The organism is Micromonospora sp. HNM0581, assembly GCF_012726175.1.
Lineage (GTDB): Bacteria > Actinomycetota > Actinomycetes > Mycobacteriales > Micromonosporaceae > Micromonospora.
In genome coordinates this window covers 171,035-192,894 of sequence record NZ_JAASAD010000005.1, presented here as the reverse complement: position 1 = coordinate 192,894, position 21,860 = coordinate 171,035, and the positions used below count along the sequence as shown (strand labels likewise).

19 protein-coding genes and 1 pseudogene are annotated in these 21,860 nt (G+C 70.9%); 7 read left to right on the top strand and 13 right to left on the bottom strand.

Annotation, left to right across the window (positions count from 1 at the left end; all coding sequences use genetic code 11):
• Positions 1-95 precede the first annotated feature (95 nt).
• From HCA58_RS09495 to HCA58_RS09475, 5 genes are all read right to left on the bottom strand, one after another.
• Entirely contained in the window at positions 96-1,892 is a 1,797-nt protein-coding gene (locus HCA58_RS09495; protein WP_169597399.1) for an IucA/IucC family siderophore biosynthesis protein, read from the bottom strand.
• The gene (locus tag HCA58_RS09490; protein WP_169597398.1) at positions 1,879-2,490 is read right to left on the bottom strand and encodes a GNAT family N-acetyltransferase; all 612 of its coding nucleotides are present in this window, start codon (positions 2,488-2,490) and stop codon (positions 1,879-1,881) included. The genes HCA58_RS09495 and HCA58_RS09490 overlap by 14 nt, the downstream gene beginning before the upstream one ends.
• Positions 2,487-3,767, bottom strand: a complete 1,281-nt coding sequence (locus HCA58_RS09485) for a SidA/IucD/PvdA family monooxygenase (protein WP_169597479.1) — start codon at positions 3,765-3,767, stop codon at positions 2,487-2,489. The genes HCA58_RS09490 and HCA58_RS09485 overlap by 4 nt, the downstream gene beginning before the upstream one ends.
• A gap of 35 nt (positions 3,768-3,802) precedes the next feature.
• On the bottom strand, positions 3,803-5,353 hold the full coding sequence (locus HCA58_RS09480; protein ID WP_169597397.1) for an aspartate aminotransferase family protein: 1,551 nt from the start codon (positions 5,351-5,353) through the stop codon (positions 3,803-3,805).
• A 119-nt stretch (positions 5,354-5,472) separates the two neighbouring features.
• Entirely contained in the window at positions 5,473-6,501 is a 1,029-nt protein-coding gene (locus HCA58_RS09475; protein ID WP_169597396.1) for an ABC transporter substrate-binding protein, read from the bottom strand.
• A 219-nt stretch (positions 6,502-6,720) separates the two neighbouring features.
• Here HCA58_RS09475 and HCA58_RS09470 point away from each other — a divergent pair, with 219 nt between their 5' ends.
• From HCA58_RS09470 to HCA58_RS09450, 5 genes are all read left to right on the top strand, one after another.
• On the top strand, positions 6,721-7,680 hold the full coding sequence (locus HCA58_RS09470; RefSeq protein ID WP_240955886.1) for an iron chelate uptake ABC transporter family permease subunit: 960 nt from the start codon (positions 6,721-6,723) through the stop codon (positions 7,678-7,680).
• Positions 7,677-8,699, top strand: coding sequence for an iron chelate uptake ABC transporter family permease subunit (locus HCA58_RS09465; protein WP_169597395.1), 1,023 nt, complete (start codon positions 7,677-7,679; stop codon positions 8,697-8,699). The genes HCA58_RS09470 and HCA58_RS09465 overlap by 4 nt, the downstream gene beginning before the upstream one ends.
• A 77-nt stretch (positions 8,700-8,776) precedes the next feature.
• Complete coding sequence (locus tag HCA58_RS09460; protein WP_169597394.1) at positions 8,777-9,586, top strand: ABC transporter ATP-binding protein; 810 nt, start codon at positions 8,777-8,779, stop codon at positions 9,584-9,586.
• Complete coding sequence (locus HCA58_RS09455; protein ID WP_169597393.1) at positions 9,583-11,625, top strand: penicillin acylase family protein; 2,043 nt, start codon at positions 9,583-9,585, stop codon at positions 11,623-11,625. Before HCA58_RS09460 ends, HCA58_RS09455 begins: the two co-directional genes overlap by 4 nt.
• The gene (locus HCA58_RS09450; protein ID WP_169597392.1) at positions 11,618-12,226 is read left to right on the top strand and encodes a GNAT family N-acetyltransferase; all 609 of its coding nucleotides are present in this window, start codon (positions 11,618-11,620) and stop codon (positions 12,224-12,226) included. The genes HCA58_RS09455 and HCA58_RS09450 overlap by 8 nt, the downstream gene beginning before the upstream one ends.
• On the opposite strand, the gene HCA58_RS09445 is transcribed toward HCA58_RS09450, so the two are convergent.
• From HCA58_RS09445 to HCA58_RS09415, 7 genes are all read right to left on the bottom strand, one after another.
• Positions 12,193-12,900: a dihydrofolate reductase family protein gene (locus HCA58_RS09445; protein ID WP_169597391.1), complete on the bottom strand. Its 708-nt coding sequence runs from the start codon at positions 12,898-12,900 to the stop codon at positions 12,193-12,195. The two genes, HCA58_RS09450 and HCA58_RS09445, sit on opposite strands and share 34 nt — an antisense overlap.
• Positions 12,897-13,538, bottom strand: a complete 642-nt coding sequence (gene ribA / locus HCA58_RS09440) for a GTP cyclohydrolase II (RefSeq protein WP_169597390.1) — start codon at positions 13,536-13,538, stop codon at positions 12,897-12,899. Before ribA ends, HCA58_RS09445 begins: the two co-directional genes overlap by 4 nt.
• 11 nt (positions 13,539-13,549) lie before the next feature.
• Positions 13,550-14,488, bottom strand: coding sequence for a lysylphosphatidylglycerol synthase domain-containing protein (locus HCA58_RS09435; protein ID WP_169597477.1), 939 nt, complete (start codon positions 14,486-14,488; stop codon positions 13,550-13,552).
• A gap of 94 nt (positions 14,489-14,582) precedes the next feature.
• Positions 14,583-15,407 carry a class I SAM-dependent methyltransferase gene (locus tag HCA58_RS09430; protein ID WP_169597389.1) on the bottom strand — a complete coding sequence of 275 codons (825 nt, stop codon included), beginning with the start codon at positions 15,405-15,407 and terminating at the stop codon, positions 14,583-14,585.
• Complete coding sequence (locus HCA58_RS09425; protein ID WP_346775938.1) at positions 15,404-16,450, bottom strand: glycosyltransferase family 4 protein; 1,047 nt, start codon at positions 16,448-16,450, stop codon at positions 15,404-15,406. The genes HCA58_RS09430 and HCA58_RS09425 overlap by 4 nt, the downstream gene beginning before the upstream one ends.
• Positions 16,440-16,874: a 6-carboxytetrahydropterin synthase gene (locus tag HCA58_RS09420; RefSeq protein WP_169597388.1), complete on the bottom strand. Its 435-nt coding sequence runs from the start codon at positions 16,872-16,874 to the stop codon at positions 16,440-16,442. Before HCA58_RS09420 ends, HCA58_RS09425 begins: the two co-directional genes overlap by 11 nt.
• A 3-nt stretch (positions 16,875-16,877) precedes the next feature.
• Positions 16,878-17,858 carry a zinc-binding alcohol dehydrogenase gene (locus HCA58_RS09415; RefSeq protein WP_169597387.1) on the bottom strand — a complete coding sequence of 327 codons (981 nt, stop codon included), beginning with the start codon at positions 17,856-17,858 and terminating at the stop codon, positions 16,878-16,880.
• 95 nt (positions 17,859-17,953) lie between these two features.
• Here HCA58_RS09415 and HCA58_RS09410 point away from each other — a divergent pair.
• A pseudogene (locus HCA58_RS09410) lies at positions 17,954-18,643 on the top strand (CDP-alcohol phosphatidyltransferase family protein); the annotation flags it as partial.
• Positions 18,644-18,789: 146 nt separating this feature from the next.
• Positions 18,790-20,634, top strand: coding sequence for a sulfatase-like hydrolase/transferase (locus HCA58_RS09405; RefSeq protein ID WP_205808129.1), 1,845 nt, complete (start codon positions 18,790-18,792; stop codon positions 20,632-20,634).
• Positions 20,635-20,757: 123 nt separating this feature from the next.
• On the opposite strand, the gene HCA58_RS09400 is transcribed toward HCA58_RS09405, so the two are convergent.
• Positions 20,758-21,786, bottom strand: coding sequence for an SAM-dependent methyltransferase (locus HCA58_RS09400; RefSeq protein ID WP_346775937.1), 1,029 nt, complete (start codon positions 21,784-21,786; stop codon positions 20,758-20,760).
• Positions 21,787-21,860 lie beyond the last annotated feature (74 nt).

Genomic DNA, 21,860 nt, shown 5'->3' with positions numbered 1-21,860 from the left:
CGGCACCGGGCCGTAGCCGCGGCCACGGTTCCAGCCGGCGTAGCGAACTGCCAGCGGAGGCACACCGGCACGGTCCGGACCGCAGCCGCCGCAGGTCAGGACGGTACGAACCGGGCGAGCGGGTTGGCCAGGGCACCCACCAGTTGCAGAGCGGCCGACGGATCGGACAGATCGACCATCTGCTGGTTGTCGCGCAGCTGTAGCCGGTTGAGGCAGGACAGCGCGAACTCGGGCGCGAACAGGTCGTAACGGGCCAGCCGATCAGCCAGGTGGGGAACCTGGGCGGCGTACTCGGTGGCGCAGTCGGCCACGGCCCGCCAGAACTCCTCCTCACCGATGACGCCCTGCTCGGCCAGGGTCGCGCCGAGGAAACGGAAGAAGCAGTCGAAGACATCCGTGAAGATCGACAGTAGCTTCATGTCCTCCGGGATGTCGGCCCGGATCCGTTCGACCGTCGGTGGCAGCGGCACCTCGGCGCTCATCACCACGATCTCCTCGGCGATGTCCTTGAAGATCACCCGCTCGACGATCCCGTCGCGCAACACCAGGATGACGTTCTCGCCGTGCGGCATGAACGCCAGGTCGTAGGCGTAGAAGGCGTGCAGCAGCGGAGTCAGGTAGGCGTTCAGGTATCGGCGTAGCCACTGCTCCGGAGCCAGCCCGGAGGCGGCGATCAGCTCAGCGGCGAACGACCGGCCGTCCGCGTCGACGTGCAGCAGCGCCGCCATGGTGGCCAGTCGCTGGCCCGGCGCGAGACCCGGCACCGGGCTTTCCCGCCACAGCGCGGCGAGCATCTTACGGTACGGAGAGTAGCGGTCGGTGGCGGCCTCGTACTGGCGGTGCCGGTAGCCGACGGCCGCCCGCTCCCGGATGATCGTCAGCCCGGTGGCACGGAACACGTCGTCGCCGTCGATCAGGTCGGCCAGCCAGTCGTTGATGGCCGGGGTCGCCTCCATGTACGCGGCCGACAACCCACGCATGAAGCCCATGTTCAGCACGGACAGGGCGGTCTTGACGTAGTGCCGCTCGGGGTGGCTGACGTTGAAGAAGGTACGGATGGACTGCTGGGCGAGGTACTCGTCGGGTCCCTCACCCAGGCAGACCAGCCGATGCCGCGCCACCTCACCGGCGAAGGTGACCGACAGCTTGTTCCACCACTGCCACGGGTGCACCGGGATCAGCTGGTAGTCGGCGAGATCCAGGCCCAGCCCGGCCATCGACTCGGCGAACCGGGCGAGGGTGGCCTCGCCCAGTTCGATGCGCAGCAGCGCCTCCCGGTCCAGGTCGGTGGCGCAGGTGAAGGTGGCGTGGTCGCGGTGCGCGGCGAGCCAGATCAGCCGCACCGGATGGGCCGCCTCGGGGGCATACCGGTGGTACTCGTCGGTGCCGAAGCCGAGTCGCCCGTTGTTGGCGACGAAACAGGGATGTCCCTCCGTCATCGACGTCTCGATGGTCTGAAAGTCGGCGTCGACGAGTTTCGCCGCGCTCGGCAGTGCGCGGTCCAGCTTGTACGCGATGCCCGCCAAAGTGGAGTTGATCTCTTCGAGATAGACCGGTAGGACCCGGTCGGTGAGTCCGAGCGCGTCGCGCAGATCGAGACAGAGATCGACCGCGTCGAGTGGCAACAGCTCGCCGTCGCGGTGCCGGGTGATGCTCGCCGGGTCGACATCCCAGTGCTCCAGGGTCATCACCCGCGCCGCGAAGCGGTAGCGGACAGCGCCGGAAACGATGGTGTACCAGCGGCGCCCCGTCGCGTCGGCGGCCGTACCCTCCGGTTCGGGGACGAGCAGACGCTCGTGGGTGAACTCCGCGAGCGCCTTACGCACCAGCAGTCGGTTGGCCCGTTCCCAGGTCTGCGGGCGCAGATGGGCCACCGGGTCATGCGTGGTCACGGTGGTGCTCCTTCGCTTCGGTGGACGTCTCGGTGCCGGCGTCGGTGGCGGCTCGGAACCGTTGCCGGGTGCAGATGCTCAGCAGGGCCTCCTTCTCCGGTTTACGGATCGGTCCCACCACCTCGAAGCCGACCCGTGCGTTGAGCCCGTGCACGGCGGTGTTACGCACGTCCGGCTCGACCACCACCCGTTCCGTGGTGGGATCGGCGAAGAGCCACGCCATCACGGTGGTGATGACGGCCCCGGTGAAGCCGGACACCGGCGTGTCGGTGGGGGCGCAGAGGAAATGCATGCCCACGTCACCGGGTCGGGCGTCGTGCAGCCCCACCAGTTCGACGTAGGCCGGGTCGTACCGTTCGGCGAGGAACGCCGGCTCGCCACGCCACAACCCCAGGTACGCCTCATGGTGCGGATGGTCGGCGATGCGCTGGTACTCGCTGACCACAGCCTCCACATCGGCGTCAGACATCAGCCAGAAGGCCGCCTTGGGGTGGGTCACCCAGCGGTGCAGCAGTGGCGCGTCGGCAGCCACGTCGAGCGTACGCAGTGCGAACTCGCCGAGGCGCCGGTCGTGGCGGACGAACACCGGGTCGGTCACCCCGCCACCCCGAAGTCCTGAAAAGTGATCGACTTCTCGATCGGGTACGCCTCGCGGCCGAGTAGTTCCCGGATGATCCAGCTGTTGCGGTACGGGCCCATACCCAGATCAGGTGAGGTGATGCTGTGGGTGTGGGTGCCGCCGTTCTGCAGGAACACCCCCCGCCCGGAGGTGTCGACGCTGTAGTTACGGGCGACGTCGAGCCGGCCGTGGTCGTCGAAGCGCAGCCGGTGCCGGATCGGCTCCAGGAACGTCGGCACCTCGTACCGGTAACCGGTGGCCAGCACCAGACCTTCGGTGTCCAGGGTGAAGTCCCGTTCCTGCTCGACGTGGCGCAGCCGCAGCGTGTGCACACCGGTGTCCCCGTCGTGGGTCACGCCGGTCAGCTCGGTGTTGGTCAGCAGGCGGGTGTTGACCGGGCCGTCGATGCTGCTGGCGTAGAGCAGGTCGTAGATGTCGTTCACCAGATCCGCGGAGATGCCCTTGAACAGGCCCTTCTGCTCTGCCTCCAACCGGTAACGGGTGGGCTCGGGCAGCGCGTGGAAATAGTCCACGTAGTCCGGTGAGGTCATCTCCAGCGTGAGCTTCGTGTACTCCAGCGGGAAGAACCGTGGCGAGCGGGTCACCCAGTTCAGCTGGTAGCCGTGGGTGCCGATCTCCCCGAGCAGGTCGTGGTAGATCTCGGCAGCGCTCTGTCCACTACCGACGACGGTGACGCTGCGCTTGGTCCTCAGCGCGTCGCGGTGTTCCAGGTACCGCGAGTTGTGCACGGCGTCGGACGCCAGGTCGGCGCACGCGGCGGGCAGGTGGGGCGGGGTGCCGGTGCCGAGCACCAGGTGCCGGGCCCGGTGGGTGACGGTGTCACCGTCGACGGTGGCGGTCACCACGTACCAGTCGTCGGTCGGGTCGTACTCGACGGCGGTGACCCGGTGACCGAAGCGCAGGTTGGGCAGCTTGGCAGCAGCCCAACGGCAGTACGCGTCGTATTCGGCCCGCAGCGGGAAGAAGCTCTCCCGAATGTAGAACGGGTAGAGCCGGCCGATCTCCTTGAGGTAGCTGAGGAACGAGAAGGGCGAGGTGGGGTCGGCGAGGGTGACCAGGTCGGCCAGGAACGGTGTCTGCAACCGGGACGACTCCAGCAGCATCCCGGGATGCCAGGAAACGTCGTCGCGGGCTTCCAGGAAAAGTCCATCGAGTTCGGCGATGGGCGCGGTCAGGCAGGCCAGACCGAGGTTGTACGGCCCGAGGCCGATCCCGATGACGTCGTAGCTCTCCATCCGGCCCTCCAGGCTCGGGTTGTCAGGTGGCATCGTCAGCCGACCGGGCAGGTCAGATCGGCGGCAGGCGAGCCGGTGTGCTCGTGGACGTGACGGCCGGCGTGCTCGGCGATCAGGTCCAGCACGTACGCGACGTCGGCGGTGGAGGTCGCCGGATTGAGCACCGTGAACTTGAGGTACTGCCGGCCGTCGACCCTGGTGCCGGCGACCACGGCGAGGCCGGAGGCGGCAAGGGCTTCCCGAGCGCGCAGGTTGGCGGCGTCGGCCAGCTCCCGACCTGGTCCGGTCGGTCTCCAGCGGAACACCACCGTGCTCAGTTGCGACCGGGTGAGCACCTCGAACCGCGGGTCGGCGGCAACCAGCTCCCACGCCTGCGCAGCCCGGTCGCAGACCTCGTCGAAGAGTTCACCGACAGCGTCGGGCCCCATCACCCGCAACGTCATCCAGAGCTTCAGCGCGTCGAAACGCCGGGTGGTCTGCAGGCTCTTGTCGACCTGGTTGGGGATGCGCTGGGCCACCATCCGGGCCGGGTTGAGGTAGTCGGCGTGCCAGGTGGCGTGCCGCAGCGTACTGCGTTGCCGGACCAGCAACGCACTGGAACTGACCGGCTGAAAGAAGGACTTGTGATAGTCCACGGTCACCGAGTCGGCACGTTCGATGCCGTCGAGCAGGTGCCGGCGGGTGGGCGAGACCAGCAGCCCGCACCCGTACGCGGCGTCCACGTGCAGCCACGTCCCGGAAGTGGCGCACACCTCTGCGATCTCGTCGAGCGGATCGATGGTGCCGAAGTCGGTGGTGCCGGCGGTGGCCACCACCGCCATCACGGTCAGGCCGGCGCGCCGGCAGCGGGCGATCTCGTGCCGGACCGCACCGGGACGCATCCGCCGGTCCGGGCCGGTCTCCACCACCACGACCGCCTCCGGGGCCAAGCCGAGTAGTTTGGCGGCCTTCTGGACGCTGAAGTGGCCAGCCGCCGAGGCGATGATCCGCAACTGGGGTAGCAGGATCCGCCGGTCGGCCGGGGTCGCGGCGGTCAGGGCCTCCTCGCGGGCCAACAGCAGGGCGTGCAGGTTCGACTGGGTGCCACCGCTGGTGAACACCCCGTCGGCGGCCGGTCCGAGACCGATCCGGTCGGCGGTCCACTCGATGAGTCGACGTTCGATGAGGGTACCCCCGGCGCTCTGGTCCCAGGTGTCCATCGAGGAGTTGACGGCGCTGAGGACCGCCTCGCCGAGCAGCGCCGGAATCACCACCGGGCAGTTGAGGTGGGCCAGGTAGCGGGGGTGGTGGAACCACACGGCGTCGCGCAGGTAGACATCCTCCAACTCGTCGAGCGCCGCGGTGGTGTCGCCCAGTGGCCGGTCGAGGTCGATCGCCGCCACCTCGGGTGCGAGTTCGTCCGGGCGTACGCCGGTGAAGGGTCCGGTCACCGCGGCCATCCGACGGGCCACCCGATCGGTGCCGTCAGCCACCGCCCGGCGGTACTGCTCCACGGTGTCGTCGTTGAGCAGGTGCGCCCGGGCGGGTGTGTGCCGCAGCGTCGGGTGGGTCGGCGTTGCCTCGGTGGTGTGCACCGGCAGGGTCATGGATGTGTCCTCCACGCTCGGCGGTTCGGTTGTCGGGCAGCCGGAGCCCGCCGCACGACGAATGGGCGGCGGGTGAACTCGGTGTTAAGTGGTGACGGGCGACAGCCGGCCCGGTGACGTCAGGTCAGCTTCTTCGCTGCCCGGATCGCCTGGGCGAGGTTCTCCAGCAGCGGAGCCGCCCCGGCGTACGAGAAGCGGGGCACCGCGTCCCAGGGTGCGACCTGACCGGCCTGCACGGCGGGCAGCTCCTTCCAGGTGGGCTTGGCGGCCAGGTCGGTGGGTTGCAGAGCGGTGCTGCGGTTGTCCAGCAGGATCAGGTCGGCGGGGAACTTGCCGGCGTTCTCCCAGCTCAGTGCCTCGAAGTAGTCGCCGGCCTCCAGCTTGGTCGGCACGACGAGGTCGACACCGAGTTCGGCGAAGTACAGCAGGTCGGTGCTGATCTTCGGGTTGGAGACGTAGAACAGGTCGGGGCTGCCCGAGGCAGCCATCACCTTGATGCCCGGGTTGGCCGCCACCGCCTGGCGTACCGACTCGGCGGCTGCCTCGAACCGCGCCTTGGCGTCGGTCACCTTCGCCGCCGACAGGTCGGCGCCGAGGGACTCGGCGAGCTGGGCGTACCGTTCGATCGGCTTGGTCATCGGTACCCGGGCGGTGGTGATGGTCGCCACAGGTGCCAGCGGCAGGATCTTGTCCTGGCTCTCGTCGGGCACGTACCAGTAGGCGCCCGGGTCGTACATGTGGGTGACGAGCAGCTCCGGGCGCAGGGCGGCGTACTTCTCGACGCTGAACTCGCCCCAGACGTTGCCGAGGATCTCCACACTCTCCACATCGAGGTCGCCGGCCTGGGTGTCGGCGCTGCCGTCGGCCTTCTTCGTCTCGCCGAACACGCCGACGATCTCGCGGCCGAGCCCGAAATCGACGAGCGCCGCAGCGGAGCCGGTGAAGGCGACCACCCGCTCGGGGCGAGCGTCGGCGGTGACCTGCTCCGGGCGGTCATCGGTGAACGACCAGGGTCCGGAGGTGGTCTCGGTGCTGGTCGCGGCGTCGTCGTCGGTGCCGCAGCCGACGAGCACGGCGGCCATGGCGGCACCACCGGCAGCGAGCAGGCCCCGGCGGGAGAGGCGACGGACGGAGGTGTGGTCAGACATGCGTGTTGTCTTTCAGTCAGGGTCACGAAACCATGGACAGCCGGGGTTAGGCTAACCTAACCTAACCTCCCGCTTAGACTCGGCTCCTGTCAAGTCCTGACGGCGTTTCGCACCACACTGGAGTCCGCCCTGTCCGTCATCGATACGCCACAACGTGTCACGCCGCACGACGCGAAGGCAACCACGCACCACCGGACAGCCCTACGCGCCAGCGGCCTCCTGGCCGCCGCGCTCGCCCTGCTCACTGTCGCGGTGGTCAGCATCGCCGTCGGCGCGAAACCCATCCCCGTCACCGACGTGTGGCAGGCCCTGACCCACCACAACGCCACCGAACACGTGGTGGTCCGGCAACTCCGCCTACCCCGTACGCTGCTCGGGCTGCTGGCCGGCGTCGCGCTCGGCGTCGCCGGCGCCGCCATGCAAGCCCTCACCCGCAACCCGCTGGCCGACCCCGGTCTGCTCGGCATCAACTCCGGCGCCGCCGCCGCCATCGCCACCGCCACCGCCCTACTCGGCATCGGTGGCGGCACCGGGCAGGTGTGGTTCGCCCTGATCGGTGCCGCCACCGTCACCATCGGGGTGTACGCCGTCGGCGGTGGCCGGGCAGCCACCCCGGCACGCCTGGCACTGGCCGGCGCGGCACTCAACGCGGCGCTCTACTCGTACGTCAGCGCGCTGATGCTGCTCGACTCGGCCGGGCTGGAACGGCTCCGCTTCTGGACAGTCGGGTCGCTGGCCAGCGCCGACACCGGCACGGCGCTGCGGGTCACCCCGTTCATCGCCGTCGGACTGCTGGTCGCGCTGGCCACCGCCCGGCCGCTCAACGCGCTCGCCCTCGGCGACGACGCCGCGCATGCCCTGGGGGCCCGGCCGGCCGTGACCCGGGCCGCTGCGATCATCGCCATCACGCTGCTCTGCGGCGCCGCCACCGCCGCCTGCGGGCCGATCGTCTTCGTAGGACTGCTCGTGCCGCACCTGGTCCGCGCCCTCACCGGCCCCGACCTGCGCTGGATGATGCCCTACTGCGCACTGCTCGCCCCGGTGCTCCTGCTCGGCTCCGACGTGCTCGGCCGGGTCCTCGGCCGACCCGGTGAACTTCAAGTCGGCCTGATCACCGCAATCGTCGGCGGCCCACTGTTCCTGTCCCTCGTCACCAGGAGAAGGACGGCCCGCTCATGATCGTGATCCGTGTTCGCGGCCGGCTCTCCGGCCGCCTGCACCCCCGCGTCCTCGCCGTCGGCACAGCCTGCGTCCTGCTCACCACAGGCGTCGGCGTGCTGGCCATCGGACACGGCGACTATCCGATGTCACCAGCCGACGTCCTGCGCACGCTCACCGGCGGTGGCACCGCCGCCGAAGAGTTCATCGTCACCCAGTTGCGGCTACCCAGACTGGTCACCGGCCTGGCCGTGGGTACCGCCCTCGGCCTGGCCGGTGCGGTTTTCCAGGCGCTGGTCCGTAACCCGCTCGGCAGCCCCGACATGCTCGGCTTCACCCAGGGCGCGGCGACCGGGGCGCTCGTCGTGGTCGCCGTCGGCGGCAGCAGCGCCGCCCTGTCCGGCTCCGCGGCACTCGGCGGTGTCATGACCGGTCTGCTCATCTACCTCGTCGCCTGGCGGCGCGGTGTACACGGCTACCGGCTGGTCCTGGTCGGCATCGGAACGTCAGCCATCCTCACCGGCGTCAACGGCTACCTGCTGACCAGGGTGCCGCTGATGAGCGCGTCACGGGCGATGCTCTGGCTCACCGGCAGCCTCGACGGTCGCGGCTGGTCCGACGCCGCGCCGCTGCTGACCGCCCTCGCGGTCCTGGTACCGACCCTGCTGGCCTGCGCCCCAGCGCTGCGGATGACCGAGCTGGGCGACGACGCGGCAAGCGGACTGGGAGTGGACGTACACCGGCTGCGGATGCTGCTGCTCACCGGGGCCGTGCTGCTGGTGGCCCTGTCCGCAGCCGCCGCCGGACCGGTGCCGTTCGTGGCGCTCACCGCCCCGCACCTCGCCCGACGGCTCACCCGGGCCCCCGGAGTCACCCTGCTGCCGGCAGCCGCCATCGGCGCGCTGATCACCGTCGCCGCCGACCAACTCGCGCTGCATGCCCTCCCCGGCCAACTACCGGTCGGCGTGGTGACCGGCGTGATCGGCGGCGGCTACCTGGTGTGGCTACTGGCCACCGAACGTCGGGCGGGTCGACTGTGACACCCCGCCAGGCCGACGCAACGGACCGGAGAACCGTGCCCGCCCCGACCACGACACCCGAGAACGGAGCAACAACCATGTCGACCTCCCGGCTCGGTGGCGACGGGCTACGGCTCGCCTACGACCGACGAGTCGTCGCCCAGAATCTGACCGTCGCCGTACCCGACAACTCGTTCACGGTCATCATCGGGCCGAACGCGTGCGGCAAGTCCACCCTGCTGCGCGCGTTGTCACGGCTGCTGAAACCGGCCGCCGGAGCCGTCCTGCTCGACGGGACGAACATCCACCGGCTCGCGGCACGCTCCGTGGCCCGTACCCTCGGGCTGCTGCCCCAGTCACCGACAGCCCCGGACGGCATCGCCGTGGCCGAACTGGTTGCCCGGGGCCGCTACCCACACCAGGGGCTGCTGCGGCAGTGGTCACCCGACGACGAGCGGATCGTCGCCGAGTCGATGGCCGCCACCGGTGTCGACGACCTCGCCGACCGGCTGGTCGACGAACTCTCCGGCGGCCAACGGCAACGGGTCTGGCTGGCCATGGCGCTGGCCCAACAGACCCCCCTACTGCTGTTGGACGAACCGACCACGTACCTCGACATCGCCCACCAGATCGAGGTGCTCGACCTGTGCGCGCGGCTGCACGAGGAGCAGGGCCGCACACTGGTCGCGGTGCTGCACGACCTCAACCACGCCGCCCGCTACGCCACCCACCTGATCGCGATGCGCGGTGGACGTGTGGTGGCCGCCGGTGAACCCCGCCGGATCGTCACCGCCGAACTGGTCGAGGAGGTCTTCGGCCTGCCCTGCCGGGTCATCGACGACCCGGAGACCGGGACGCCGCTCGTCATCCCGGCGGCCCGCGTCCGAGCCGGTACGGTGGTGCGGTGAACGCCCGCCGCTACCGCGACGACTACGGCGTTCCGCACCTGCGCGCCGCCGACCACCTGTCGCTGGCCTTCGCCCAAGGAGAAGTCACCGCCCTGGACCGAGCCTGGCAGATCGAGGTGGAACGGCACCGCTCCCAGGGCACCTCCGCCTCCTTCCTCGGCATCGAGGCGGTGGGCTGGGACAGCTTCGCCCGGCGGGCCCGGCTCGACGACACGGCCCGCCGGTGCCACGCCGCCCTCGATCCGGCCACCGCCGAATGGGTCGGGCGCTACGTCGCCGGCGTGAACGCCGCACTGACCGCCGGCGCGGCACGGGCACCGGAGTTCGCCGCCACCGGCCTTCGACCGGGCAGCTGGCAACCGTGGACACCGCTGGCGATCTGGCTCGGTCACCACGTGCTCTTCGCCGGATTCGGCACCAAACTGTGGCGCGACCACGTGAGGCGTCAGCTCGGCCCACAGACAGCCAACCTGTTCGCCACCGACAGCCACGTCACCTCGGGCAGCAACGGTTGGTTGCTCGCCGCCGAACGCACCGCCACCGGCGCCGCCCTGATCGCCGGTGACCCGCACCGGTTCATCGAGGCACCCGGCATCTACCAGCAGATCCGCCTGGCCTGCCCGGAATACGACGTGCTCGGCTTCGCGGTACCCGGAGTTCCCGGCATCCCGCACTTCGGACACACCGGCGGCGTCGCCTGGGCGATCACCAACGCGATGGCCGACTACCAGGACGGGTACGCCGAGCGGCTACGCCGCCAGGGCGACCTGGTCGAGGCGTACGGGCCGGACGGGTGGCGGCCCACGCAACGACAGGTCGAGACCATCGAGGTCGCCGGCGCCGAAGCGGTCGAGGTCGAAGTCATCGAAACCGACCGGGGTCCACTGATCTCCGGTGGGCCCGACGACGACCCCGACGTCACGGTCAGCCTGCGGTATCCGCCCCGCGTCCTCGGTGAGCTGGGCTTCAGTGCCCTACCGGCACTGCTGCGGGCACGCACCGTCGACGACATCGACACGGCACTCGACCGCTGGGTCGAGCCGGTCAACGTGGTCCTCGCGGCCGACACGGCCGGTGGGCTGCTGCACCGGGTCGCCGGCCGGGTGCCCCGACGCCACCCGGACAACGGGCTGCGGGTCGTTCCCGGCTGGGACGCGAGCCACACCTGGCACGGCTGGCACACGATGCCGAGAGCCGCGGTCGACCAGGTGGCGGTGATGGCCAACGCGCGGGGCATCGCCACCCCGCTCGGTGTGGAGTTCGCGCCACCATACCGGGCCGACCGGATCCGCCAGCTGCTGGACACCGCCGGTGACTGGCGGGCCGAGCAACAGGCGGCGGTGCACACCGACACGTACCTGGCCGCCGCCGAACCGCTACTGGCGCTGCTCGCCACACTCGACGGCCTCGACCCGGCCGCCACCACACTGCGCGACCGCCTGCTGAGCTGGGACCGGCGGATGGCCGCCGACAGTGTCGACGCCGCCGCCTTCGCCGACCTACGGACCGCCGTGACGCGCCGGCTCGCCACGCATCCCGCGCTGGCTGCCCTGGCCGAACCACCCGCCTACCCGCAGGTGCTCCGGCCCTGGCTGATCCTGCTGTCCCGGGTCGGGTACGCGCTGGCCGTGTTACTGCACGCCGAGCTACCCGGACTGGACCAGGCCGCCCTGCTCCGCGACGCCCTCACGGAGGTGGCCGCAGCCGGTGACACCCACCGCTGGGGTGAGCGGCACCGGCTCGCGCCGTGGCGGGCACTGCCCGAACCGGGCGCGCCGCCGGGTCCGCAGCTCGACGGCGACCACGACTGTGTACTCGCCACCTCGAGCGTCCCCGGGGTCACCGACCTGTGCCTGCGCGGACCGTCGGCCCGCTACGTGTGGGACCTGGCCCGGCGCGACGACAGCCGCTGGGTGGTGCCGCTCGGCGCCACCGGCGACGGTCCGCACCGCGACGATCAGCTGCCGCTGTGGGTACGCGGCCACCTGATCCAGACCACCTGTGACTGGGCCCGGTTGACCGAGGAGAACCATGATTGACCCGCACCGCCACGAACGCCACGTGACCGGGTTCGGTCTCGTCACGTTCCGGCCGGTCGACCCGGACGCCGACGCCGACGTGATCCACTCGTGGGTCAGCCAGGAGCGGGCCAAGTTCTGGGGAATGCGCGACGCCGACCGGGAACGGGTCGCCGACATCTACCGCTACGTGGATTCGCTCTCCACCCACCACGCCTACCTCACGCTCCGCGACGGGCACCCGGTGGCACTGTTCCAGACCTACGAGCCGGAGCACGACCCGATCGGCACGTGTTACCCGGTACGCCCCGGCGACCACGGTGGTCACCTGCTGATCGGCACCCCGGTACGACCCGAACCCGGCTTCACCGGGGTGCTGCTGGCCGAGTTCGTCGCGTTCGTCTTCGCCGACCGCAGCCGGCTACGGCTGGTGATGGAGCCGGACGCCCGCAACGACAAGGCGATCAACCGGCTGCGACGAACCGGTTTCGTCGACGGCCCGCTGGTCGACCTGCCCGACAAACGCGCCCGGCTGATGTTCCTCGACCGCGCCACCCAGCCCCTTCTCCCGGGCCGGGACGGCGGTACTCAAGCCAGGTCGCAGCGTTCGGACAGCGCGTAGCGGATGAGCACCACGTCACCGATCTGGCGCGCCTGGACCACCTTCGCCCGTCGACCCGGATGCCACGGGAAACGACCCTCACCGACGAACCGTGGCGCCCTCCGGTCCCCCACGAAGAACGGCGCCACCACCAGGTGCAACTCGTCGGCGAGACCGGCTGCGAGGAACTGACCGTGCACACCCGCACCGCCCTCGACCAGCAGCCGACCGACACCCCGCCCGGCGAGGTCGGCGAGTATCCGCGCCAAGTCGACCGGATCACCGGCGTCGACCACGCTCGCCAGCTCACCCAGCCGGTGCCGGGTCTTCTCGACCGCCCCGCTGGAACTGTAGACGATCCGCTCGGTGTCGCCGACGGTGAACAGCTGGGCGTCCGGCCCCAGGTCGCCGCAACCGGTCAGGGTCACCCGGATCGGCGACGCCGGCAGACCGCGGGCGACCCGCTCCGCTTGGCGCCGTTCGCACCGGACCAGCAACCGTGGGTCGTCCCGGCGGACGGTGCCGGCGCCGACCAGGATCGCGTCGCAGCCGGCGCGGACCTCGTCGACCCGATCGAGATCCGCGTCGTTCGACAGCATCAGCCGCTCGTCGGTGGCGTCGTCGATGTAACCGTCGATCGAGGTGGCGCAGCTGAGCAGTACGTACGGCCTGGCCGCTGCGAGCGGACCGGTCACCGGACGAAGGGAAGGTCGGTGGCGCGGGCCGCCCGGCTCGCCTTCGCCGCGAGGTAGTCGGCGTTGGCCGGGGACAGGAACACCCCGGTGGGCACCTGCTCGGTCACGGTCAGCCCCAGCCGCCCCAACTGCTCGGTCTTCTCTGGGTTGTTACTCAACACCGCGAACGGGCCGACACCGAGCGCGGCGAGCATCTGCGCCGCCACGGTGTAGTCACGTTCGTCCTCGGCGTGACCGAGCGCGACGTTGGCCTCGAAGGTGTCCAGCCCCGCGTCCTGCAACGCGTACGCGTCGAGCTTGGCGTACAGCCCGATACCCCGGCCTTCCTGGCGCAGGTACAGCAGGTACCCACCGACGTCGGCGATGCGCTGCACCGCCTCCCGCAACTGTGGTCCGCAGTCGCAGCGCTGGCTGCCGAACACGTCACCGGTGAGACATTCGCTGTGTGGCCGGACCAGTGGCACGTCACCGCCGCGTTCCGCCGCGTCGGTGACGCCGAGGGCGAAAGCGAGATGCTCCCGACCGTCGACCAGGCCGTCGAAGGTGAACAGCCGGGCCGTGGTGGCGTAGCCGTCGGGAAACCGCAGCGGCACCGTGACCTGTGTCCGGATGGTGGCGACAGGCAGTGATTCGGACATGGGTCTCCTCGTCATACGGTGGCGGGTACACGGACACGTCGGGCCAGCAGCACCGCGGCTCCGGGCAGGCTCGCGACAAGCACCAGGGCGCCGTACACCGTCGCGGTGGCAACCCCCTCGGCGGCGGTCAGGCCGGCGGCGGCGAACGCCCACGCCGCCACCCCCTCGCGGGGGCCGAAGCCGGCGACGTTCGCCGGCACCCCCATCGCGAGCAGGGCAAGCAGGGTCAGCGGCACCAGCAGGCTCAGCGGGGCAGTGGAACCCGCCGTGCGTGCCGCTACCAGGAAGGTCGCGAGGTGCCCGACGACCGCGAGCGCGGAGGCGAGCAGCACCCCGGCCCAGGTACGCCGGGCGAGCAGCCCGGAACGCACGTCCGAGACCGCGGTACCCAACGCGCGGGTCCACCGGGAGGCGCCGGACTGGGGCAGCAGCCGTGCGGCAAGCACCACGGTGACCAGCGCCGCCACCACCACCGCGGTGGCCACCGGAAGGAACGGGCGCACCGGTGACGGGAAGGCGGACAGCAGCACCACCGCGACTCCGATCAGCACCGCCTGCCCGGCCATCCGTTCCCACACCACCGCCCGGATGCCGCGTCCGACGTCACCGACGTCACGGCCGTGCCGCACCGCGCGGTGCACGTCGCCGAGGATCCCGCCCGGCAGGGTCGCGTTGAGGAAGATCGCCCGGTAGCAGTGCGCGACCGCCTCCCGCAGTGGCAGGCGGACGCCGAGGCCACCGGCGACGAGGCTCCACCGCCATGCGGCGCAGACGGTGGTGAGGACACCAATGGCGAGGGCGGCGGCCAGCGCAGGCGCGTCGATCAGCCGGAGCCCGGCCAGGAACGGCCCGGTGCCGAGCCAGCCGAGCAGCCCGACGAGAACGGCCAGTCCGAACGCCAGTCGGGCCCAGCCCCACAACGATCGGCGCGCCGGGGTCACCGTGGGCACGGCACCGCCCGCCTCGTCCCCCACTCGTACCTCCCCGGCGTAACGATCTTCACGATCTTCCTGACTGTACGCACGTAGCTGGCCGGCTGCCGGTTCAACGGTGCAGCGCCAGCAGGTCGACGTGATCGACAATTACCCCGAGCCGACCGGTTTCAGCCTCCGCCCGCCGACGTCGTTCGTAGCCGCCGGTGCGGTCGGTCAGGTCGGGGCATTGCTCACGGGCCGCGTCGAGCCAGCCGGTGAACCACTCCCCCGCCAGGGCCGCCTGATCCGACCCGAGCACCCACGGACTCGGCCGCAGGTGCACGTCCAAGCCGTACCGGGCGAAGGCGGCGGCGCAGGCCTCGACGGCGTCCGGCCCGAGCAGCCGGCGACCGCCGACGCTGCGCCGCTGGTGGGCGTTGAAAGCGGCGGCGATCTCGTCGTCGAGGGGATCGGCCGGAGTCAACCGTACGGTGCCGGTCACCGAGACGAGAAACAGCGTCGGGCAGCCGGCCTCCGCGCAGACGGTGACCAGGCGGTCGAGTTCCACGGCGGTCAGCATGTCGAGCAGGGCCGAGGCGGTGACCAGGGCGGCGTCGGTCAGGTCGGTGTTGGTCAGCCGGGTCAGGTCACCCACACGCGTCTCGACGGTGACCGGCGCGCCGTCGGCGGCGACGGCCGGCATACCGGCACGGGCCCGGGCCAGCAGATCGGGATCCTGGTCGTACAGGATCCAGTGCTGGGCGCCGGGCAGCAACGGGGCCAACCACCGCCCCAACGAGCCGGTCCCGGCGCCGAGGTCGTGCACCACGACGGGGCGACGGTCGGGCAGCGCCACCCGCAACGTGTCGACCAGGTCGGTGGACCGGGCCGCCACGTCGGCGGGTTCCCGCAGGGCGAGCCACTGCGCGAAGTCCGGCGGGAGTTCGATGCTCATGCCGACGCCTCCTTGAGGGCGGTGATGATCCGGGTGACGGTGCCGCTCCAGTCGGCGAGGGTGTCACGTCGCGTGACGGCGGCCTGCCGCAGATGCGCACGCAGGGTCGCGTCGTCGAGCCAACGGCGCAGCTCCGCGGCGAGCGCTGCCGGGTCGTCGGCAGGCACCAGCAACCCCGGCCGGTCGCCCCCCACGGTATGCCCCAGAGTGTCGGGAAGCCCACCGACGGCGGTGGTGAGCACCGGCACGCCGCGGGCCAACGCCTCGGTGACCACCATGCCGTACGTCTCACCGCGCGACGGGTGCACCAGCAGGTCGGCGCCGGCGTACGCGGCGTCGAGACGGTCACCGGACAACGGCCCGACCAGCTGGACGCGCTCGCCGAGCCGACCGGCGTCGATCCGCGCCCGCAGCCGGTCGACGAACTCCGGTTCCCGGTGCAGGGGTCCGACACAGGTCAGGGTCCACCGCCGGTCGGTCAGCATGGTGAGCGCCTCGACCAGCACGTCGTGCCCCTTGTGCCGGGCGACCGCCGCGACGCACAGCAGGGCCGAGCCGGTCACCGAAGCGGATGCCGGTGATGCCGGGTCCACCCCGGGCGGCGCCACGTACACCCGGCCGGCGGGCAGCGCGTACCGCCGCAGCAGCGTGTCGCGGGTCCAGGAACTGGTGGCCACCACGGCGGTGACCTCGGCGAGCGCCGTGGCCTCGGTGTCGTCGTCCCGGGGCAGGTGCACCAGCGCGACCAGCCGCAGCCGCCCGGAATGGGCGGCGAGGACCTCCGGCACCACCGAGGCGACCAGTCCGTCGACGAGCACCAGCGCGCCGTCCGGCAGCGAGGCCAGCACGCCGGCCAGCACCGCCCGAGCCGTCGGGGCCGGGTGCGGCCAGTCGCCGGTCACGGCATACTCGTGGACCGCCCAGCCGGCGGCGGCGAGCCCGGCGCAGATCCGCCGGTCGTAGCCGTTGCCGCCGCTTGGTGACGCAGGGTCGTCGATGTCGCCCGGCAGGATCACGTGCAGGGTCGGCACGTCAGGCGGCACCCGCACCGGCGGTGGTGGTCGGTCCGGGCAACGCCCGCTCGTAGCTGGCCCAGGCCACGTGCGACTCGTGCAGGGTGACGGTGATTGCGGTCAGGCCCCGGGCACCGTCACCGAGCTGGCCGGTGGCCACCCGGTCGGCGAGCCGGTCGGCGATGGTGCGGGCCAGCACCTCGGTGGTGGTGTTCTGCTCGGCGAACGCCGGTTCCTCGTCGAGGTTGCGGTAGTTCAGCTCGCCGAGCACCGCCTTGAGCTGGTCGGTAGCCAGCCCGATGTCGACGACGATGCTGTCGTCGTCGAGGTCCGGGCGGCGGAAGGTGGCGTCGACCACGAAGGTCGCGCCGTGTAGCCGTTGGGCAGGGCCGAAGACCTCACCACGAAAGCTGTGGGCGATCATGATGTGGTCACGGACGGTGACGCTGAACACGGTTCACTCCCCGTCGTAGGTGATGAGATGGCACAGCGCGGGCAGGTCGCCCCCGCTGAGTCGGGCGAGTACGTCGGGCAGTTCCACGAACGGCGAACGGCCGGTGATCAGCGCGTCGAACGCCGGATCGGCGAGCAGGTCCAGGGCGAGCGCCATCCGGTCGGCGTAGCTGCGACTGCCGCGCCGCGCCGGGGCGACCATGCCGACCTGGCTGCTACGGATGGTCAGCCGTCCGGCGTGGAACGCGCCACCGAGAGACAGCTGCACCGGCCGGTCACCGTACCAGCTCAGTTCGAGCAGGGTGCCTTCCGGCGCGAGCAGGTCCAGGCCACGTTGTAGACCTTCGGCGCTGGCGCTGGCGTGCACCACCAGGTCCCGGCCGTCGCTGGCGGTCCCGGGAGTGACGAAGGCGACACCCAGCGCGGCGGCCACCTCGGCACGGGCCGGATCGGTGTCGACAAGCTCCACCCGCACCCCGGGGAAACGGGCCAGCAGAGCGGCCACCGCGCAGCCGACCATGCCGCCGCCGACCACGCTCACCCGGTCGCCGACCAGGGGCGGGGCGTCCCACAGCGCGTTGACGGCGGTCTCCACCGTGCCGGCCAGTACCGCACGGGCCGCCGGTACGGCCGCCGGTACGACGGTGACCGCGTCCGCCGGCACCACGTACGCGCTCTGGTGCGGGTGCAGGCAGAACACCGTACGCCCGAGCAGGTGCGCCGGGCCTTGCTCGACCTCGCCGACGCTGAGGTAGCCGTACTTGACCGGGCCCGGGAAGTCCCCCTCCTGGAACGGGGCGCGCATCGCGGCATACTGGCTGGCCGGCACGCCACCGGTGAACACGAGCGTCTCGGTACCCCGGCTTACCCCGGAGTAGCGGCTACGCACCAGGACCTCGTCGACGCTCGGTTCCCGCAGCTGCACCGGACGGATCTCGCCCACGCCGGGGGTCTGGAGCCAGAAGGCGAGGGCGGTACGCGTCACCGGTTTCTCTCCCTACCTGCGTCCAGACCGAACCGATCCGTCGTATTTTCCGTAGTTCCCTGTCAGGGGTCGTCGATCATAAACACGGAGGCACGGTGTCCACAGTTCGAACTGGTCCGCAAATCGGGCTGAACGTCCAGATCCTCCTGCTGGCGTTCCTTGCCGCGACGGTCGGTCTCGGTGTCACGGGCTGGGTGGCGGGCCTGGCGTACGGGGCGGTGACCTGCGTGGCACTCGTGCGTGGGCTGCGTCACGCGGGTTCGGTCCGACTGGGTCCGGCCGACTGGGTGACGATGGGTCGTGGGGTGCTTGTCGGTGCGGTGACCGCGCTGATCGCCGACGCGCTGATCGGCGGTCGCCCCGCGCCGGTGGCGCTGCTGGTGGCGATGACGGCGGTGGCGCTGGCTCTCGACGCGGTCGACGGCAAGGTGGCCCGCCGCACCGGCACGACGAGTGCCCTCGGTGCCCGTTTCGACATGGAGGTCGACTCGTTCCTGGTGCTGGGGCTGAGCCTCTACGTCGCACCCGCGGTCGGTGCCTGGGTGCTCGCCATCGGCCTGATGCGGTACGTCTTCCTGGTCTCCGGCTGGGTGCTGCCCTGGGTGGACGCGCAGCTGCCACCTCGGTACTGGCGTAAGGTGGTCGCCGCGGTCCAGGGAGTCATGCTCGCGGTCGCCGCCGCCCAGGTGCTGCCCGGGATGCTGACCACGATCATGCTGCTGACCGCGTTGGGCCTGCTCGTCGAGTCGTTCGGCCGGGACGTCAGCTGGCTGTGGCGGCACCGGCAGGTCCGGACCGTGCCGGCCCTGGTGGTGCCGGCGGCACCGACCGTACCGTCGGTGCCGATCGGTAGGCGGCGGGCGGAACGAGTCGACGAGCGCGACCTGTCCGCCAGCCCCGTCCTGTCGCTGCGCTGATCCCGGAGAACCACTTGTCGATAGTCCGCCCGGCGTCCACGCCCCACGCCGACCAGACCCCGAGCCGGGCCACCGGCCCGCACGGCTCCCACGCCGAGGCGGGACCGTCCGAGATCGGTCCTACGCCCGACGACTCCGCGGACGTGACCAGGAGCGACGAGACCGAGATCGACACCGACGAGACCGAGACCGGCGGGCGCGAGACCGGCGAAGGCGAGACCGGGACACCCGCGGGCGACGGCGGGTCCCCGAGTGAGCGTGCCACCCGACGGAGACGGATAGTTTCGCGGGCGGTCACGACGCTCGCCGCGGTGCTGCTGTTCGTCGCCTTCACCCTGCCCAACCGACCGTGGCAGCTGGAGGCCGGCGCGTTCCTGCGGATCCCGTTGGAGGCACTGCTGGTGGCCGCGCTGCTACTCGCGCTACCCGGTCGGCCCCGGCGGTTGGTCGCCACGCTGGCCGGTGGGCTGCTCGGGCTCGTCGCCGTGGTGAAGGTCGGCGACCTGGGCTTCTACTCGTCGCTGGGCCGCCCGTTCGACCTGGTGTTGGACTGGTCACTGCTCGACGAGGCGTTCACCTTCGTGGCCGAGTCGATCGGGCGTCCCGGCGCGATCGCCCTCGCGCTCGGGTTCGGGGTACTGCTGCTGGCCGTGCCGGTGCTGACCGCCCTGTCCGCGGTGCGGGTGTCCGGATCGTTGACCCGGCACCGGTCCGGCAGCACGCGTGCGGTCACCGCGCTCGTGGTGGTCTGGGCGGTGCTCGCCGGCTTCGGGGCGCGGATCGTGCCGGCCATGCCGATGGCCGACACCAACGCCACCATCCTCGTGCAGGAACACGCCGCCGAGGTACGGGATCGGATCTACGACCGGCAGGCGTTCGCCACCGAGGTGGGGGTCGACCCGTTCCGGGACGTGCCCGGCGACCAACTGCTCACCGGGCTACGCGGGAAGAACGTACTCATCGCCTTCGTGGAGAGCTACGGCCGCGACGCGGTCACCGATCCCGATTTCGCCTCCATTCCCCGGCTGCTCGACGAGAGCGCCGACCAGCTGGCCTCGGCCGGGTTCGCCACCCGCAGCGGCTTCCTCACCTCGCCGACCGTCGGCGGTGCCAGCTGGTTGGCGCACGCCACCCTGTTGTCCGGGCTGTGGGTGGACAACAACCAGCGCTACCGGAACCTCCTGGCCACGGACCGGCTCACTCTCGGTGACGCGTTCCGGCGCGCCTCCTGGCGTACGGTCGGTGTGATGCCGGCGGTGAACCAGCCCTGGCCGGAGGGGGCGTTCTACGGCTACGAGCAGTTCTACAGCGGCCCCGACCTGGAATACCAGGGCCCCAAGTTCGCTTTCGCCCCGATGCCTGACCAGTTCGCCATCCATCGCTTCCACCAGCGGGAACTGGCTGGGCAGCCGGCCCGACCGGTCATGGCCGAGTTGGCCCTCGTCTCCAGCCACTCCCCCTGGACGAAGGTGCCCTCGCTCGTCGACTGGGACACCATCGACGACGGTGAGGTCTTTCGGCGGGGCATCATCGGCACACCGACGGCGCAGGCCCGTACCGGTTACCGTCACTCGGTCAGCTACGCCCTGCGTACCCTCGTCTCCTACGTGGAGCGGTACGGCAACGACGACACGGTGCTGGTCTTCGTCGGTGACCATCAGCCGGCGCCGGTGGTGACCGGCGAGAACCCGAGCCACGACGTGCCGATCCACATCGTGGCCAAGGACCCGGCGGTGCTGCGACAGATCGACGACTGGGGCTGGCAGGACGGTCTCACCCCGGACCCGAACGCGCCGGTCTGGCCGATGAACGAGTTCCGCGACCGCTTCCTCACCGCCTTCACCCCCACCCCCCGCTAACCCCCTCCCCACCCACCCCCGGCACCCCTGTTGATCATGAGGTTAGCGGCATCATGGAGATCAACATCGCCGTCAACCTCATGATCAACAAGGAGGGTGGGGGTGCAGGGTGGGGTGGGGTGGTCAGTGGGGTTTGTGGGCCACCAGGACGTCGCGGACGATGGCTTGGTCGACGCGGTGGGAGAGGGCCCGCCACGGACCGGCGTCCAGGACAGTGAGGCCGGCTGCGGTCAGGCGTTCGACGGCGGCCTCACGCCGGGCCACATTGGTGTTCCACGAAATGCCCAGTGCGCCACCGGGACGCAGCACCCGCACCCACCCGGGCACGGCGGCGGTGAGCAGGGCCAGCGGGTCGCGGGCCAGTCCGTTCTCGGCGGTACGGCTGCCGTGCTGCACGCCGTACGGAGCGTCGGCCACCACCACGTCGATGGTCTCTGGGCGGAAGAACTCACCGACCCGGGTGGTGTCGGCGTTCACCACGTCCACCGACTGCGTGTCGCCGGCCTTGTGTGCCTCCTTCGAGGCGGCGACCTCCACCCGCAGTCGCCGGCCGACCACTTTACGCTCCCGCCGGATCGGCCCGGACTCCAACACCCGGTGCTTGATCCGTTTGCGTTTGAGCCAGGTACTCAGGAACGTCTGGTACGCCTCGAAGTCCTTGCTCTCGCGATCCAGGCCGGCGGCGTCGAAGCCGTACATCATCGCCTGGTTGAGGGTGGTACCCCGGCCGCACAGCGGATCGAGTACCCGGAACCGCCGGGTCAGCAGGTCACCGGCTCCGTCCGAGGCGAGCAGCGTGACGTTGAGCAGCAGCTTGGTGAACTGCTCGTTGGTCTTGCCCGGGTACTTCTGGATGGTGAGCAGGTCGTCGTCGAAGCGGTCCAACCGGGTCACCGGCACCGGCCGTAGCAGGTCACCGACGAACTCGAAGATCGCGTACGCGCCGGAGAGGTTGCCGAGCAGCGCCGCGTCCCGCTCACTCAGGCCACCGTCGGCGTCGAACGTCACGTAGCGCGCCCCGCCGATCGTCGCGGTCGCCACGTCGCCGATGCGCCCGCCCAGCACCGCGTCGCCAAAAATCGACAGCTCCGCCCGGGTCAGTTCCACCGCCGCTCCCGAGTACACCCGGTTACCCGACGGCAGACTCAACACCCCATACCTAGCCACAACCGCTCACTATCCCACCCCCATCCCGCCCCACCCGCCCCGCCCCGATCATGCGGTTG

Bases quoted from the DNA above. Each gene is read 5' to 3' on its own strand.
- HCA58_RS09430 (WP_169597389.1), bottom strand. From the start codon at position 15,407: ATGAGCATCGAACTCCCGCCGGACTTCGCGCAGTGGCTCGCCCTGCGG.
- HCA58_RS09460 (WP_169597394.1), top strand. From the start codon at position 8,777: ATGTCGACCTCCCGGCTCGGTGGCGACGGGCTACGGCTCGCCTACGAC.
- HCA58_RS09480 (WP_169597397.1), bottom strand. From the start codon at position 5,353: ATGACCCTGCCGGTGCACACCACCGAGGCAACGCCGACCCACCCGACG.
- HCA58_RS09465 (WP_169597395.1), top strand. From the start codon at position 7,677: ATGATCGTGATCCGTGTTCGCGGCCGGCTCTCCGGCCGCCTGCACCCC.
- HCA58_RS09450 (WP_169597392.1), top strand. From the start codon at position 11,618: ATGATTGACCCGCACCGCCACGAACGCCACGTGACCGGGTTCGGTCTC.
- HCA58_RS09475 (WP_169597396.1), bottom strand. From the start codon at position 6,501: ATGTCTGACCACACCTCCGTCCGTCGCCTCTCCCGCCGGGGCCTGCTC.
- ribA (WP_169597390.1), bottom strand. From the start codon at position 13,538: ATGTCCGAATCACTGCCTGTCGCCACCATCCGGACACAGGTCACGGTG.
- HCA58_RS09485 (WP_169597479.1), bottom strand. From the start codon at position 3,767: ATGGAGAGCTACGACGTCATCGGGATCGGCCTCGGGCCGTACAACCTC.